Here is a 16,983-nt window from a genome sequence, read left to right as displayed (position 1 = left end):
TTCCCCTCATTAAACAATCTGGTCTAAATCGATTAGCTCGCTTTATCTTCCTTCATTTGTTGATTCCAAGCTCGAACGCCTGCCATGATAAACGGAATATACATCAGTACACTAATGGTTAAGTTAACAACTTGCAGTGCCACTCCACGCCAGCTTCCGCCTGTTACTAAATAACCACTGAAAATCGGTGGAGTAGTCCAAGGTAGCATGGCCACCGTTCTTGGTACAAGTCCTGTTGACAGGGCTACATAAGATATAACCGTTAGTATGACTGGTCCAAAAATAAATGGAATCAAGAATACTGGATTTAATACGATTGGTAAACCCAAAATAACTGGCTCATTGATGTTGAACAATCCTGCAGGTGCTGCTAATTTCGCTACTTCACGGTATGGATGCTTTCTTTCGTTACGAACAACGATAAAGATGGCAATTAGTAGGGCTAATGTTGTTCCGGAACCACCCATATATACAAAAGTATCAAAGAAAGGTTTCGTTACAATATATGGTACATCAAATGCGGACATGCCGCCTGCCCATAAATCAACGTTCTGCTCTAGGAGTGGTAAGTAAATCGGCTCGATTACCCCACCAAGGATGTTTGTACCATGTAATCCAAAGAACCATAGTAAGTGATTCAAGAATGCAACGACCATTGCTGCTGGTAGAGAGTCTCCAATTCCTTGCAGAGGTTTTTGAATCACATCAAAGATAACTTCAAATACGTTAACACCAGCTAATGCTGTCATTAATGCCTGGAATAAACCAACAAGTGCCAAAATAATCATCGCAGGGAATAATGCAGCAAAGGACTTAGACACGCCCTCTGGAACAAGCTCTGGCATTTTAATAACTAATTTATCTTTACTCATTAATAATCGGAACAGTTCAGTTGTAATAATAGATACGATAATTCCAACAAATAAACCTTGTGATCCAAGCCATGCGAAGTTTAATCCCCAATCCTCTGTCACCGGAACAAGCATGATATATGAGGCGATGGAGATCAAACCTGCTGATAAGCCATCTACTTCATACGACTTCGCCAAGTTATATGCAATGGAGAATGCAACGAGTAGCCCGAGAACAGCGAATGTACCATTCCAGACGGTTCCTCCAACAAGCTGCCAATTTCCATCTCCAAAAATACCATTCATCCAGCCAACAAAGTCGAATTTCTTGCCAAATGGCGGGAAGTTATTGATTAATACTGCAATAGACCCCGCAATAATTAATGGCATAATGGCAACAAAGCCGTCACGAATTGCTACTAGATGGCGCTGAGCACCAATTCTACCAGCAATTTCAATAAACCTTTGCATGAACTTACTATTCATTGTTACCTTCCCCCTTAAATTGTGGTAAATATTCTTTATGTGCTTCCAGTAGTTCATCAAGTAAGACCTTGCTTCGTTTCTCGTCTGCAATCAATGGGTTCATAACAAATGCTGCATAAGCATCCTGATCATTTCCGGATATGCTTGCCTTAATGACAAGCTCTTCGAAGGCCTTCATTTGTAAAATGGAACCTTTAACAGTTGCCGGTAATTCACCAATTACAATTGGTTCAGGGCCATGTGCGGTAATGACACAATTTGCTTCGATTACTGCATCATTTGGCAAATCTGGGATGGTACCGTTATTCTGTGTATTTACGGTTTGGACATCCCCTCGGTTATTATAAATAGAATCCATCAAGCTACAAGCAACATCACTATAAAACGCACCACCTCGTTCTTCTAATTCCTTTGGCTTGTCACGCAGGTCTGGATTTTTATATATTTCAAACAGAGATTCCTCCAGCTTTTGTACAATTTCTGCACGTGTACCATGTTCCTCATAAGCTTTGATGTCCTTTTCAAGCACATCACGCGTTTGAAAATAGTACTGATGATATGGATTCGGCAGCAAGCCAATGGATTCAATAAATGTTTTAGACCAACCAAGATTAACAATATTTGCTGGAGAGTAATCCAAGTTTTCTGCAACTAATTTTTCCAGCACTTCTTCCGTTCTGTCGATTCCTTTTACGTATACCTTTTGACCAAATACAAAATGGTTCATTCCAACAAATTCAATACTAATGTCATCTGGCTCCGCATTTAAAATTTCTGCAGTAGAATGACGCATATTATAAGGTATATTGCAGACACCAATTACTTTTTTATGATTCGAATGCTGCAACAATGCCTCTGTAACTATTCCTGCTGGATTCGTAAAGTTGATCATCCATGCATCTGGACAAATGCGGTGAACATCATTCGCCATCTCCATTAACACTGGAATGGTTCGAAACGCTTTAAAAATTCCACCTGCACCATTTGTTTCTTGACCAATAAATCCATGACTTAATGGAATTCTTTCATCTTTCGAACGCGCTTCCAATCCGCCTACTCGAATTTGGGTAGAAACAAAATCCGCTCCTTGTAACGCGGCTTCCCGATCTAATGTCCAAGAAAGCTGAATAGGTTTGTTTGCTTTTTCAATCATACGCAATGCAAGATTTCCGATGATCTCCAGTTTTTCCTTACCAGCCTCAATATCTACTAACACAATCTCTTTCACAGGAAAGCGATCGTGTCGACGGATAATTCCTTCAATAATTTCCGGTGTATAGCTAGACCCGCCACCGATAATAACTAGTTTTGCCATAATAGGTACACTCCTTTGATGATTTGAAAACGCTTTATTTTCATTACAAAAAATAATAGTCATTGCTTTACTATCACAAATGTATCATACAAATAAAACATTGTCCATACATTTTAAAATAAAAACTTTATATTGTTATTACAATTATAATTAGTTGTTATTATCATACCTTTCTTGTACACTTTATTTATAAGGTTTATGAAGGAGATCTACGATGGAAAAAGGACAATCACTACATGCTTATATTAAGGAAGAATTATTGAATCGTATTAAAACAAATAAGTATAAAAAAGGAGATAAAATCCCAACGGAGCATGAACTATGCAAGGACTTTAATGTGAGTAGAACAACTGTCCGAACTGCATTAAATCAGCTTACGCTTGAGGGGTATTTGGTGCGCCAACAAGGAAAAGGCACCTTTGTGGCTGATCAAAAGGTCAAACAAACTTTGACACAAACCGTAAAACGGTATAGTGATCAGATGGCTGTCCAAGGCAAGGAAGCACATATTCAATTGATCAATATTTCTGTTGTACCTGCAACAAAACAGCTGCAGCAATCACTGGATGTGGAATTAAACGATCCAGTCCAGCGCATTGAGCGTGTACGTACAGCCAATGGGGAGCCAACACAATATGAAATTGCTTATATTCCTTGGGATGTAGCACCAGGAATAACACAAGAACATGCGGAAACTTCCTTGTATGCTTCCTTAAGAGAAGCATACGATGTTCACATCGCTCGGACCATCGAACATATGGAAATTACATTTGCAGACGATTTATTATGTACCCATTTAAAATGCGAGAACCATTTGCCTTGTTTCTACATTGAAACCATTGCGGAAAATGAAGCGGGTAAAAAAATTGAATTTTCCCGTTCTTATTTCCGAGGCGATAAAACGCATTTTGTAATTGAACGAAATTATCCAGCCAATTAATTTACTATAGGATTGTCCATAGATACATCGTATAAATAGAATTAAATCATCTACAGGAGGGAATCCAAATGAAAGTATTATTCAATGCTGATGATTTTGGTATGACAAAGGGTGTAACAGATGGGATTATAACTGCATTCCGTGAAGGGGTTGTTCGTTCCACAACGATGATGATGAATGGCCTTGCAGTAGAACATGCGGTTAAGCTGGCAAAACAGCATCCAGACTTAAAGGTAGGAATTCATCTTGTGCTATCTTGGGGGAAGCCGGTTCATGATGATGTTCCAGGGCTATTAAATGAACAAGGTACGTTTAAATTCCGTAATACCTACCGGTCGATGGAAATCCCGAACCTAAAAGAAGTGGAAAAGGAATGGCGCGCACAGATTGAAGCTTTTATCGCTACTGGTTTGCCACTCCATCACATCGACAGTCATCATCATATTCACGGCTGGGAACCTTTGAAAGATATTGTCATTGCATTAGCAACCGAATACAACGTACCAGTTCGATTCGTACCATCTCTTAGCAATCACCCGGAAATATTATTAACGGAATCATTGTGGTTGGATTTCTATGCTGAAGGTGTGAGTGAGCATATTTTTACAGCGCTACAGGAGCTAAATGCAGCGACAGTAGAAGTGATGACCCATCCAGCTTATGTAGACGATGACCTGCGCGATGCGAGTTCCTACCTGATAGATCGTGAAAAAGAACTGGATATTCTATGTAAGCTATCCGTACCAGAAGGAATTGAATTGCTATAAAGTGAAACTTCAATCCGTGGGGTTTTGGCCCTTCCCCAACGGATTGTTAGTTGAACCAATCAGGCCTTTACTGGCTGTTGACCCTCCGCTTACAATTCTAGCCATCAACAAAGAATATTGGAGTAGGGGTCTTACAGCCAGTTAATCTGTGATAAAGTGAAACTTCAATCATGGGGGATTTTTGCAATTCCCCCACTGATTGTTAGTTGAACGAATCAGGCCATTACTGGCTGTTAATCTGTAATAAGCTGTTAGATAGGTTGGGAAAAAGCCATGTTCATTTGCTATCCCAACCTTTTCTATGTTACAGATGATTTAGTATAAACCGCCGAATACTCCCCTATATCTCCGCCTGCAAATCCGCATGCCAGTTGCACGCACCCCATCCTCTGCTATACTATGAATAGAATGGAGACGAAGGTTGGTTGAACTGGTGAAATTTAATCATTCAATTGCTAGTATTTGTTTATTAGCTGGTAAGCTTATGTTAGAAAACGGGGCAGAAACGAATCGCGTAGAGGACACGATGAATCGAATTGCACAATCTTTTGGACTGCAGCATGCCCAAAGCTATGCAACACCGACAGTGATTCATTTTTCAAGTGAATTGGAAAATGTCTCTGTGTTTATCCGGATTGATCAACGAACAAATGATTTACATAAAATTGATGAGGTCAATCGTATTTCTCGAGCGATTGCTTCCGGTGAATTATCTAGATTTGAAGCACTACAGGTGCTACAAGAATTGGAAAAACAAAAGCTTACATTCCCTTATTGGCTTCAGACCATTGCTGCTGCGCTTGTTAGTGGTGCATTTGCTATCATGTTTGGTGGTGCATGGTCTGACTTTTTGCCAGCTTTTCTAGCAGGTGGAATTGGCTATGTAGGGATGCTTGGCTTTCTACATTTAGTAGAAATGCGATTTATTGCCGATTTTTTTGCTTCTGTATTTATTGGGGTTAGTGCATTGATATTTGTCCATCATGGCTTTGGTACGCATTTGGATAAGGTCATTATTGGTGCAGTCATGCCACTCGTCCCTGGACTCCATATTACGAATGCCGTCCGTGAATTAATGGCAGGACATCTTGTTTCCGGACTATCCAAAGGAGCAGAGGCTGTACTAACCGCATTTGCGATTGGTGCCGGGGTAGCAATTGCCTTCGCTTTTGTTTAAAGGGGGATTAGCATTGTTGGATATTGGGATACAGCTCATTGCCAGTTTTATTGCAGCTGCTGGATTTGGCATCATCTTTAATGCACCGAGACAATTATTAATCGCATGTGGTTTTGTGGGAATGCTTGGCTGGATTGTGTACTATACCTTGGCAGCAAATGGCATGGATGTACTACCAGCAACTGTGCTTGGTGCCATGGTTGTCGCTGCATTTAGTCACTTTTTTTCCCGTTTCAAAAAATCACCAATTATCATCTTCAATGTTTCAGGTATTATTCCCCTCGTACCGGGTGGGATCGCTTATGATGCGATGCGGAATTTTGTCGTTGGCAATTATTTAATCGGGATTGAACTTTCCAGTAAAGTAATGATGTTAGCAAGCGGCATTGCGATTGGACTCATATTTACAGAGGTATTACACACAATCGTTAAAAAGATGATGCCCACACGTCATAGACAAGCTTAGCACTTTTTTGATTGCGTACTATTTGCTTTCACTAGTATTAAACTTTAGAATAATAAAAGATTATCAACATTGCTGTAAGAAAAATACTTGCAGAATAACTAATACGGATTATTCCACGAATCGAGGCGTTTTACTTGATGAATCAACTAAAGCCAAAAGCAATTATCATCATCTTTGGCGCAACTGGAGATTTGGCCAAGCGTAAACTATTTCCTTCTATATATCGTCTTTGTCAGCATGGCAAAATCTGTGATAACTTTGCTGTGGTTGGAATCGGACGCCGCCCATGGTCCAATGAGCTTTTCCGAGAAAATGTGGAGCAATCCATTAACGATACCCTTTCCTCTAATGAAGATTTAGAGGCATTTTCTTCCCATTTCTACTACCATCCATTTGATGTCACAGATGTAGAGCATTATAAAAGCTTAAATAGCTTTTTAACCGAGCTGGAAGGGCATTATGATACAGATGGAAATAGAATCTTTTATTTGGCAATGGCACCCGAGTTTTTTGGCAGTATTGCCAATAATCTCGCGCAGTATGGCTTGAAGGATAGTAGTGCAGGCTGGACCCGACTTGTAATTGAGAAGCCATTTGGCCATAACCTGCCATCTGCTGAAGCATTAAACAATGAAATTCGTGCTGCCTTTGATGAAGAACAAATATATCGAATTGACCATTATCTAGGTAAAGAAATGGTGCAAAACATTGAAGTTATCCGTTTTGCCAATGGAATATTTGAACATTTATGGAACAATCGTTTCATTTCTAATATCCAAATCACTTCAAGCGAAGTACTTGGTGTAGAAGAGCGTGCACATTATTACGATATTTCCGGTGCAACGCGGGATATGGCACAAAACCATATGCTGCAAATGGTTGCCCTGCTTGCCATGGAGCCACCAATTAAGCTGGAAACAAAGGAAATTCGTTCAGAAAAAGTAAAGGTATTACGTGCTATGCGACAAATGAAGCCAGACGAAGTGGGCGACTATTTTGTCCGTGGTCAATATGGTCCCGGTAAAATTGATGGAGAAGCAGTGAATGGCTATCGTCAGGAAGCGAGTGAACTAGAGGAATCACATACAGAAACCTTCCTAGCTGGTAAGGTGATGATTGATAATTATCGCTGGGCTGGTGTGCCGTTTTATATTCGTACCGGTAAAAGAATGGCTGGTAAAGCAACAAAGATCGTTGTAGAATTCAAAGATATTCCAATGAACCTCTATTACAAGGATCAAAATGAAAAAAATCCAAATCTGCTTGTCATTAATATTTATCCAAATGAAGGAATTACCCTTTATTTAAATGCCAAAAAAGCAGGTATGGGATCACAGGCTGAGCCGATTAAGCTATCCTACACCAATAACGGGGTCGACGGCATTAATACCCCAGAAGCTTATGAAAAATTATTGCATGATTGTATGATTGGTGATGCAACTAACTTTACCCACTGGGATGAAGTGAAATACTCTTGGAGATTCATTGATTCCATCTTAAACGTTTGGTCTGAGCAACAACCAAACTTCCCAAATTATGCAGCTGGATCAATGGGTCCTAAAGAAGCAGATGCATTATTGGAAAAAGACGGCTTCCATTGGTGGCCAGTAACCGAGGACAAACATGAAAATTGATTTATCAATCAACACCCTTGAAGATGGTTTTGCCATCCTTGAGGGTGTTGTTTTCATAAACGGTATAAAAAATTCCTTATTTTGTAACCGTATTTCTATTCTAAATAGGGAATAGCATTAGTAGAGGTAGAATTATAATCGTCCATTTCCATGATAATTAAACAAGGGAGGGAAGGCAGGGTGGTATGAATCCCCTGCCAAACATAATGAAAAAGCAGATTGTCGTTCCTGTTGATGATTCTGAAAATGCGCAGCGTGCACTTGATTTCGCAATCGAACAAGCAAACATACTCCAAGCCAAATTATTTGTCATACATGTACAGCCTCGTTTACAAACACCGAATGTAAAACGTTTTTTCAGCACTGAAGAAATCGAGGAATATTCACTGGAGCTTGGGGCCTCTGTCCTTGCACAATACGATGACAAACTAAATCAATCTGGTGTGGAATTCGAGAAACTCATTCGTATTGGCAGTGCCAAACAGGAAATAGCCGATTTCTCAAAAGATATCCGAGCTTACTGTATTATCATGGGATCCCGTGGACATGGACCCATTAAAGGCACGGTGCTTGGCAGTGTCAGTTACGGCGTCGTTCATGCTGCCCCATGCCCGGTCACAATCGTTCCTTAATGCATCATTATTTTCAGCTAAAAAAACGCAGGTTAGGATCTTTTTTGAAGCCCTTACCTGCGCTTTTTTATATTAAATGTGACCTACTGGTTTTCAGTTGGTTCCTTTTGTTTTTTCTTTTTATGCCGGCCAGTTATTTTTGCTGTTAAATCATCGAACATTGTATACACGACCGGGATTAAAAATAATGTAAAGATTGTGGAGACACTCAATCCGAATATAATGGTTACGGCGAGTGGCTGCTGCATTTCTGCTCCTTCACCAAGTGCAAGCCCCAATGGAATCATCGCCAGGACTGTTGTCAAAGTGGTCATCAGAATTGGCCGTAATCTGCTGACGCCTGCACTTAGAATTGCTTCATACCGATCCATTCCCCTGCGTCGCAATATATTAATATAATCGACTAATACAATGGAGTTGTTCACGACAATCCCTGCAAGCATGATGATTCCAATAAAGGCCGGAATACTTAATGCCAAATTACTAACGTACAGTCCACCAAGTACACCTATGACAGTTGCTGGCATAGAGAACATAATGATAAATGGAAACAGGAAGTTCTCAAACTGCACCGCCATGACCGCATAGACTAGAAAGATGGAAAAGACGAGAGCTAACGCCAAATCAGAGAATGATTCCGTCATATCCTGGACTTGACCGCCAATTTCATAGCTATAGCCTTCTGGAAGATTCATTGCATCCATCGTTTTCTCCACATCAGCTGAAACACTTGCCAAGTCACGTTCTATAACATCTGCCGTCACATTGATTTGTGCCTGCTGATTTTGACGTTGCAAACTGACCGGTCCACGAACTTCTTCAAGTTTCGCAACCTCAGCCAATGGAATCATGGCTCCAGTTGGGCTACTAATTTTCATATCCTCAACATCACTAATAGTACTCCGTTCATTTTCTGGATACACCATCGTAACATCCATTTCATGGCCCGCTTCACGGTACTGTGTAGCAGTTTGCCCGGTAAATTGAAGCTGAATTTGACCTAGAATTTGTTCTTCCGTCAAGCCATGAAAAGCCGCTAATTCTTTATCAATAGAAATATTGAGCTGTGGAACACCATCTGTTGCCCCTGTTTCCGGATTAAACACACCATGAACGGAAGATATTTCATGAACCGTTTGCTGTGCTAACTCCCTTAAGACGTCATGCTCTGGACCAGTCAATTCAATCTCAATTGGATTTCCCGTCCCAATACCAGCTTCCATTTCACTAACCGTAATTTCCGCACCAGCTAAATCACCTAAAGCTGCATCCAACTCCTGTACAATGCTGGCAGATGATTTTGTTCGTTCACTTGCTGGTACCATCTGAATGGTAAATGTAGCGACATTCGTCGATGAACCCCCCATGCCAAAGCCACCACCACCAGCAGATACATAGCTCGTTTCAATTTCTTTATCATAGTTCTTTAGTTTTTCATTTACTTCATCTACTAATGATTCTGTATGTTTTAAGGAACTCCCAGGAGCAGTTTCCACACGAATCTCCACTTGCCCTTGGTCAGAAGCTGGAATAAATTCTGCTCCAATCAATGGGATAAGGAATAAACTACCCACTATAGCCAAAATCGTAACAAAAATGGTTAATATACGGAAACGCAGTACTCCCTTCAATGCTTTACGATAACCTGCATTTACCCAGCCTAAAAACCGATCAAACCAATAACGTCTACCGTGATCCTCCATCGCTTTTGATAGCAATTTAGATGATAGCATTGGCACCAGTGTCACGGCCACTACGAGTGAAGCGATTAATGAAAAGGATACAGTCAATGCCAACGGGGTAAACATATCCGAAGCGATTCCTTCCACGTACACAATCGGCAAAAATACGACCAAAGTTGTTGTCGTGGATGCAATTACTGCAGGAGCGAGCTCCGAGGCACCCTTTGTTGCAGATTCAAAGAGACTATAGCCCTGTTGTCGATAGGAATAAATATTTTCCAGTATTACGATGGAACTGTCCACCATCATACCAATTCCCAACGCCAATCCACCAAGGGTTAGAATATTTAATGTCTCTCCAGTGAAATACATTAATGTAAAGGTTGAAATAATTGCAATTGGAATGGAAAGCCCGATTACAATGGTTGCACGTATACTCTTCAAGAATAACAGTAAGACGAATATGGAAATGAGTCCGCCTATTAAAATATTACTAATAACAGAGTCGATCGACATTTGGATAAATTCAGAGGTATCAATGATGGATTTTAATTCCACATTCGCCGGTAATTCATCGCGTATTTCATCCATGCCATCCGTAATTGCATTGGCGACCTCCACTGTATTGCTATCTGCCTTTTTCATGACAGATAGTACTATGGACGGCTCCCCATTTACAAGAGTTAATGCATTTTCATCCTTGAATGTATCCTCTACTTTGGCTACATCACTTAAATGAATGGTCGCATCTGTAGCTGTTTGTATCAATGTTTGTTCTATATCCTCTACAGAGGTAAACTCACCTGTTACACGAAGCTGCAGATCCTTATCTCCTTTTTCAACCTGACCAGCTGAAGCAGACTTATTTTGACTATTTAATGCTTGGACAATCGTTTGTGGATTAACACCATATTCGGTTAATTTCGCTTGATCCAATACAATTTGAATTTCCCTTGTTTTACCGCCTTCAACAGATACTGAGGCAACCCCTTTTTGTCTTTCAAAAAAAGGCACAACCTGATCTTCAACCATTTCCGTTAGCTTGGCCGTATCCCCACCAGAAACACTTAGCCACATTACTGGTAATTGTTCCGGGCTAAAACGCATAATCCGGGGATCTCCTGCCTGTTCTGGCAAAAATCCCTTCACTTGATCTATCTTTTCCCGAACATCCAGTAAAGCCTGATCCAGATCTACACCATTATTAAACATCATTAGTACAAGCGAAGACCCTGATTGAGAGCGTGATTGAATCGTATTGATTCCTTCTACCGAGCTAATGGAGGATTCTATTGGTTTACTAATTAAATTCTCTATTTCCTGTGGTGCTGCATCCTGATAGGAAGTAGCAACGACCGCAACGGGCAGATCAATCTTAGGAAACAAATCAACAACTAGATTCCGTGCTGATACAGCACCAAGCGCAATAATTGCTAACACAATCATGATGACGCCAACAGGTCTTTTCACAGAAGTATTTACTAGCTTCAAAGTTTAACCCTCCACTCCCACGACTTTAATCTTATCGCCATCTTCCAGTCCTTGCATTCCAGATGTGACAATCTCATCAGCTGCTTGGACATCTCCTTTTATCGCTGACTGACTAGACTGTGACTCCAGTACTTCCACTTCTAACTTTTCAGCATGATGATCACGGACGATAAAAATATACGATGCGTCGCCCTCATCTACAATTGCCTCCGTGGGAATAATAATTGCTTTCTTTACTTTTGTGACGGGAATATTTACTTTAGCAACCGTACCTATCAAAATATCTTTATCCTCTGTTTTCACGGTTACTTCCACTGGAAATAATCCCGTATCATTTGGCATAGATGCAACATGTGTCACCTTCGCCTTATATGCCTTATCTGAAAGCTCGACATCCAGTTCATCATCCACTTTCAATTTACTATGTAGTGCAGCACTTATCGTAAATGTGAGCTTCATCTTATCCAAGTCTGCAAGCATTGCCAACGGATCCTCTCCAGATACCATGTCACCAGTTTCTGCCTGTAAATTCACAATGGTTCCAGCTTTTGATGCACGAATGGTTTGATTGCCAACTGGCGTCTTGATGGTTGCAATCACATCGTCTTTCTTTACTACAGTACCTTCCTTCACGTCAATGGATTCCAATTCACCTGGAGATTCTAACGAAACTGGAGTCAATCGGTTGGCCTCCGCTCGTGCATAAGCAGTACGAACAACTGTCAAGCTATCCTCTTTTGCCTCAGTAACCTCCACTGGTGTTTCTTTCGCTTCTTCCGTTTTATCCTTTGTATCATCAGCTTCTGTACAAGCAGCAAGCACACTTATAAGGAATGCCGCTACAAGTAGTAGACGTCGTTTTTTCATATCGTCAGCTCCTCGTTAAATCTGTCATTATGAACGCTGTTTTTATGTGGTGAAACAATTATGATTATTTCAAATTCTATAAATAGAATACCAGTTAAATCAGCTTTGAAAATATACGCTTATTCCCTTGCTATTAATCACGCCAATCCATCTGGTGACTTATAAAAAAGTAAATGATAACTTTCATAAGTATACATGGACTGCATGTACCATGACAAGTTGAACTACCCGCCACTTATCGACCTTACGGTCTGATTGAAGTGGGGGATTCTTGGGAACAGAGCATACTTAACTATAGCGGTATACACCGATAGTCAGCGGTTTCTCTTATTAACCGAGCTATCCCCGCAGTCCCTGCGGTTCTTGGTGAACTTTGCTTAAGCTAGCGCTTGTATGCGCAATCCTTCAGCCAATATGTTTTTGCTGGCATTTATATCACGATCGTGAGGAGTGAAACAAACGGAACAGGACCAGCTTCTACTTTTAAGTGACTTCTTGCCGTCCTGATGTCCACATCCAGAACATATTTGGCTGGATGGAAACCATCTGCTTACTCTCACGATTGTTTTGCCATACCAGTCAGCTTTATACTGTAATTTAGTGACAAAACTAGACCAGGATACATCAGAGATTGCTTTTGCCAGCTTGTGATTCCGTAACATTCCCTTGACATTTAAGTCCTCAATACAGATGATATCGTGGTTTTTGATAATCTCTGTGGTTAACTTATTTAAAAAGTCGTTACGTTGATTCATCACTTTTTCATACAATCTAGCTACTTTTCGCTTTTGTTTTTGATAATTTTTAGCTTCAAAAAGAGGTATACCGTTCTTTTTTGCGTTTAATGCGCGTCTTGCTAGCTTTCGCTGTTCTCTTTTTAATTTCTTTTCCATTTTTGTTGTAAACTTGTTGTTATCTACTTTCTGGCCATCAGAAAAAATCGCAAAATCAGTAATGCCTAAATCTATCCCAATCGCAGCATGTGTTTTCGGAAGTTCACTTATTTCTGTTTCTGCTAAAATCGAAACAAAATATTTGCCAGTTGGGTTTCTTCTTATGGTTGCATGTATGATCCGTCCACGAACTTCACGACTTTTGGCAAATCGAACGAGACCTAGTTTAGGAAGCTTGATTTTGTTTTCGATAATCGCGATATTCCCGTTCGTTTGTTTTGTCTTATAAGACTGCACATGATTCTTTTTGGATTTAAAACGTGGAGCTTTATTTTGTTTCTTAAAAAATCTCAGGAAAGCGTCTGCAAGATTTTGTAGTGATGACTGAAGCGCGATGCTGTCGACTTCCTTTAACCAAGTCAATTCTTGTTTTAGCTGGGGTAATTGAGCAGAGCAAGTGTTGTAGGATAATCCCTTTCCTGTTTCGTTGTACGTATGATTCCATATCGCAAGAAAATGGTTAAAAACAAAGCGACTGCACCCAATGGTTTTGTTGATTAATTCTGTTTGTTTTTTCGTCGGATAGATACGAAAGCTATAGGCTTTATGAACAAGCATGATATTCCTCCTTTAACGGGAACATTTGTTCTATTATATCATACAAATACTGTTCAGACAACGTTTTCAGGAGAATAATTAATTGTTTCAAGCCCCACTAAATGAAGTTTTCACATTACATATGCTTTCAAGCTGTCGGACAATTGAGATTGCTAAAGCAATCCCTTGTCCGAAGGCGATTCATCTCCCACTTATCGCTGGGCTTTGCCCTTCACGCGCTTGAAGAAGGAGTTTTCTCGCCTGTTTTTGATAAACGAAAAGGATGAAAAACCTTTATATATCAATCAAAAATAAAAAACTGCGGTATCATTTGCTGATGGCACGCAGTTCATATGAAACCAATTATATTTAATTGGAGCGAGCATAAAATAGTTCACGAACATCATTCGCAATAATCCTTCCTGTCCGATTCAACTGCTGGCTCACCGTATTCTCTGATACATCTACTTCCAGTCTCGTATCATCATAAAAATGGACAATCGTTCGTTGTTTAAATGCCTCTGTCGTATAGACCTGATAATAATTCAAAAACACGCATTTTGGATTTCTTTCAGACTTAATAGGGACCATGTATACCCCATATTTTGTGGAAATAGGAATAGGTATTTTATTATGTATTTTATAATTCGTTTTTATATTTGATTTTTGCCTTTCGTAGGGAACACCAAACTTTTTGCAATTATAATTCATAATTTCCTTCACTGATTTCACCGTCAAGTGTTTCTCATGCTGATTCAGAATAGCAGATCGATAATACGCATGTTCCACAGCCACTATTGCCTTCGTGTTCCATGTAATACGAAGGGGATCCAGCTTCTTCCTCCACATATATCTCCCTCTTTTTCAGTGTATTCATAGTTCAAAATGCCTATATACTGTTTAGTATACTACACAAAATAATAAAAATCTATTTATTTAGATAATTTAATTTATAATATGAATTTGAAGGATATGAAGTGAAACTTCAATCAGTGGGGGTTTTTGCCCCTTCCCCACTGATTGTTAGTTGAACCAATCAGGCCTTTACTGGCTATTAATCTGTGATAAAAGCTGTACAGTGCCATCACAAGATGTCTGTACAGCCTTTGCTTTAATATACTTCTACTTGACCCATCATACCATTATCTTCATGCTCAAGAATATGGCAATGATACATATAAATCCCCTCTTCCGGGAAAGTAACAAGCAGTTTAACTCGTTCATCCGGTTCAATCAATACACTGTCCTTCCAGCCACGTTCATGTGGTTCAGGCTCTTTTCCATCACGGGATATGATTTTGAATTGTGTACCATGGATGTGGAATGGATGAATCATTCCTCCCATCATGTCCGGTTTATTGTAAATTTCCCAAACCTCTGAAACACCTTTTTCCTGCCTAAAGTCAATCCGGTTTGGATCAAATTTTTTCCCATTTATCGTAACCTTATCCATCATCCCAAACAATTCAATCTCCTTGCTGACTGGTAATGACTTCTCTTCCTCCGAGAGAAACGGAGTATTATCTGTCCAAGCTGCCGCATCCAACTTCTCTGTACTTTCATCTATCTTCCATTCAAAAGGTAACAAAGCATTTCCCGCTTCATCGGTGATGGCAATTGGTTCATGAGGGTCCATTTTCGAAAAGTCAATTAAAATTTCGGCACGTTCCGACGGTGATAAAGTTATCTCTTCGGTTTCAATCGGTTCACTTAATAATCCACCATCTGAGGCAATCTGGGTAAATGTGCCCGCATTGCTTAAACGAAAGGTGTAGTTTCGAGCATTCGCACCGTTCAGGATTCGAAAGCGCATGATTGGTTGTGTGATGGTCAGCTTCGGATTCATGGTGCCATTAACGATTGAAATATCCCCAATTGTTCCATCGTTATTCATCAAACCGTCATAGTTAAGCTGTTCTCCGTCAAAGAGTCGATCTTGAAAAATAAGCGGAATATCATCGACACCATATGTATGTGGTAAGGCAGTGGCGTCTTCATCTGTATCGGTGACATATAGCATTCCTGCAAGTCCTTTAAAAACTTGCTTTGCCGTCAATTCATGCGGATGTGGGTGATACCATAAGGTTGCTGCCGGCTGATCTGCTTTTAAGGTAACCATTTTCGTTTCGCCTGGCTGAATGACTTTGCTTGGACCACCATCCTCACTTCCTGGCACTTCAAGGCCATGCCAATGAAATGTTGTTGGTTCTTTCAGTTCATTCCTCACTTTAACTTTTACCGTTTCACCTTTCTTAAGCCGCATAGTTGGCCCCAGCAAATCACCATTATATCCATATGTTTTCGTTGCGCCATCCTCAAAAAATTCAGTTATGCCTTCCTGAGCTACTACCTCATAGTCATAATCAGCATCCTGCTTTTTTTCCAACAAGGGTGGGATTGTGAGCTCCTTTATTCCTTTTGATGCTTGAAGTGGAGGGATATCATCATGATCCATATGTCCTTGCATCCCTTCCATATTCTCATGGTCCATTCCCATACTATCTTCACTATGCATATTTCCATGCTCCACCGGTTTACTGGAAGGTTGATTTGTAGACGGACTTTTGCAGCCCGCGAGTAACAACAGCAAGCCTATAAAGATGAATAGCTTTCGTTTCATTTTCTTACTCCTTTATGCGTTGAATATTTTGTATCGCTTTGCATATTGAACGTTCAACTAGACTCATATGCAATAGCTTTCATCCAATTGTATAACCCTTTTCCCCCCCGTTCCATACATTTTCCTGCACCCATCATACCGAATCATTATCAAGAATTCGTGCATGCTACACACCAGATAATGTGAATCTTCAATACCCCACTTACTGTTCTTGTTATAAACAAAAACTTCTGAAGTGGGGATCTTACAGCCAGTTAATCTGTGATAAAGTGAAACTTCAATCAGTGGGGATATTCGCACTTCCCCCACTGATTGTTAGTTGAACCAATCAGGCCTTTACTGGCTGTTGATCCCCGCTGATAATATTTATTATCAACAAAAATTCTTGATGTGGGATCTTACAGCCAGTTAATCTGTGATAAAGTGAAACTTCAATCAGTGGGGATATTCGCACTTCCCCCACTGATTGTTAGTTGAACCAATCAGGCCTTTACTGGCTGTTGATCCCCGCTGACAATATTTATTATCAACAAAAATTCTTGATGTGGGATCTTACAGCCAGTTA

Annotated in this window: 13 protein-coding genes; 6 read left to right on the top strand and 7 right to left on the bottom strand. The window is 40.1% G+C overall.

Annotation, left to right across the window (positions count from 1 at the left end; all coding sequences use genetic code 11):
* Positions 1-32: 32 nt before the first annotated feature.
* Positions 33-1,337: a PTS sugar transporter subunit IIC gene (locus DX933_RS14735; RefSeq protein ID WP_190279539.1), complete on the bottom strand. Its 1,305-nt coding sequence runs from the start codon at positions 1,335-1,337 to the stop codon at positions 33-35.
* Positions 1,330-2,655, bottom strand: a complete 1,326-nt coding sequence (locus DX933_RS14730) for a 6-phospho-beta-glucosidase (protein ID WP_123317222.1) — start codon at positions 2,653-2,655, stop codon at positions 1,330-1,332. The genes DX933_RS14735 and DX933_RS14730 overlap by 8 nt, the downstream gene beginning before the upstream one ends.
* Positions 2,656-2,866: 211 nt before the next feature.
* Here DX933_RS14730 and DX933_RS14725 point away from each other — a divergent pair, with 211 nt between their 5' ends.
* From DX933_RS14725 to DX933_RS14700, 6 genes are all read left to right on the top strand, one after another.
* A complete protein-coding gene (locus tag DX933_RS14725) occupies positions 2,867-3,592 on the top strand; it encodes a GntR family transcriptional regulator (protein WP_123317187.1) in 726 nt (241 codons plus the stop codon).
* Between the two features lie 68 nt (positions 3,593-3,660).
* Positions 3,661-4,359, top strand: a complete 699-nt coding sequence (gene chbG, locus DX933_RS14720; protein WP_123317186.1) for a chitin disaccharide deacetylase — start codon at positions 3,661-3,663, stop codon at positions 4,357-4,359.
* A gap of 421 nt (positions 4,360-4,780) precedes the next feature.
* Positions 4,781-5,536, top strand: a complete 756-nt coding sequence (locus tag DX933_RS14715; RefSeq protein ID WP_223805985.1) for a threonine/serine exporter family protein — start codon at positions 4,781-4,783, stop codon at positions 5,534-5,536.
* 16 nt (positions 5,537-5,552) lie between these two features.
* The gene (locus DX933_RS14710; protein WP_123317220.1) at positions 5,553-6,002 is read left to right on the top strand and encodes a threonine/serine exporter family protein; all 450 of its coding nucleotides are present in this window, start codon (positions 5,553-5,555) and stop codon (positions 6,000-6,002) included.
* A gap of 137 nt (positions 6,003-6,139) precedes the next feature.
* Positions 6,140-7,636 (top strand): glucose-6-phosphate dehydrogenase, encoded by a 1,497-nt coding sequence (zwf, locus tag DX933_RS14705; RefSeq protein WP_190279537.1) that lies wholly within the window; start codon positions 6,140-6,142, stop codon positions 7,634-7,636.
* 185 nt (positions 7,637-7,821) lie between these two features.
* Positions 7,822-8,268 carry a universal stress protein gene (locus DX933_RS14700; protein WP_123317184.1) on the top strand — a complete coding sequence of 149 codons (447 nt, stop codon included), beginning with the start codon at positions 7,822-7,824 and terminating at the stop codon, positions 8,266-8,268.
* 83 nt (positions 8,269-8,351) lie between these two features.
* On the opposite strand, the gene DX933_RS14695 is transcribed toward DX933_RS14700, so the two are convergent.
* From DX933_RS14695 to DX933_RS14675, 5 genes are all read right to left on the bottom strand, one after another.
* A complete protein-coding gene (locus DX933_RS14695; protein WP_123317183.1) occupies positions 8,352-11,441 on the bottom strand; it encodes an efflux RND transporter permease subunit in 3,090 nt (1,029 codons plus the stop codon).
* Between the two features lie 3 nt (positions 11,442-11,444).
* Positions 11,445-12,308 carry an efflux RND transporter periplasmic adaptor subunit gene (locus tag DX933_RS14690; RefSeq protein ID WP_123317182.1) on the bottom strand — a complete coding sequence of 288 codons (864 nt, stop codon included), beginning with the start codon at positions 12,306-12,308 and terminating at the stop codon, positions 11,445-11,447.
* A 377-nt stretch (positions 12,309-12,685) separates the two neighbouring features.
* Positions 12,686-13,819 (bottom strand): IS200/IS605 family element RNA-guided endonuclease TnpB, encoded by a 1,134-nt coding sequence (tnpB, locus tag DX933_RS14685; protein WP_123317181.1) that lies wholly within the window; start codon positions 13,817-13,819, stop codon positions 12,686-12,688.
* 348 nt (positions 13,820-14,167) lie between these two features.
* Entirely contained in the window at positions 14,168-14,647 is a 480-nt protein-coding gene (locus DX933_RS14680) for a competence protein ComK (RefSeq protein ID WP_123317180.1), read from the bottom strand.
* A 262-nt stretch (positions 14,648-14,909) separates the two neighbouring features.
* The gene (locus tag DX933_RS14675) at positions 14,910-16,418 is read right to left on the bottom strand and encodes a multicopper oxidase family protein (protein ID WP_123317179.1); all 1,509 of its coding nucleotides are present in this window, start codon (positions 16,416-16,418) and stop codon (positions 14,910-14,912) included.
* Positions 16,419-16,983: the final 565 nt, after the last annotated feature.

Origin of the sequence: Ornithinibacillus gellani (assembly GCF_003730295.1) — a bacterium.
Classification (GTDB): Bacteria; Bacillota; Bacilli; order Bacillales; family Amphibacillaceae; genus Ornithinibacillus_A; species Ornithinibacillus_A gellani.
Note: the sequence above shows the minus strand (reverse complement) of the source record. Positions and strands in the feature narration are given on the sequence as shown.

Bases quoted from the DNA above. Each gene is read 5' to 3' on its own strand.
- tnpB (WP_123317181.1), bottom strand. From the start codon at position 13,819: ATGCTTGTTCATAAAGCCTATAGCTTTCGTATCTATCCGACGAAAAAA.
- DX933_RS14735 (WP_190279539.1), bottom strand. From the start codon at position 1,337: ATGAATAGTAAGTTCATGCAAAGGTTTATTGAAATTGCTGGTAGAATT.
- DX933_RS14700 (WP_123317184.1), top strand. From the start codon at position 7,822: ATGAATCCCCTGCCAAACATAATGAAAAAGCAGATTGTCGTTCCTGTT.
- DX933_RS14690 (WP_123317182.1), bottom strand. From the start codon at position 12,308: ATGAAAAAACGACGTCTACTACTTGTAGCGGCATTCCTTATAAGTGTG.
- zwf (WP_190279537.1), top strand. From the start codon at position 6,140: ATGAATCAACTAAAGCCAAAAGCAATTATCATCATCTTTGGCGCAACT.
- DX933_RS14725 (WP_123317187.1), top strand. From the start codon at position 2,867: ATGGAAAAAGGACAATCACTACATGCTTATATTAAGGAAGAATTATTG.
- DX933_RS14675 (WP_123317179.1), bottom strand. From the start codon at position 16,418: ATGAAACGAAAGCTATTCATCTTTATAGGCTTGCTGTTGTTACTCGCG.
- DX933_RS14680 (WP_123317180.1), bottom strand. From the start codon at position 14,647: ATGTGGAGGAAGAAGCTGGATCCCCTTCGTATTACATGGAACACGAAG.
- chbG (WP_123317186.1), top strand. From the start codon at position 3,661: ATGAAAGTATTATTCAATGCTGATGATTTTGGTATGACAAAGGGTGTA.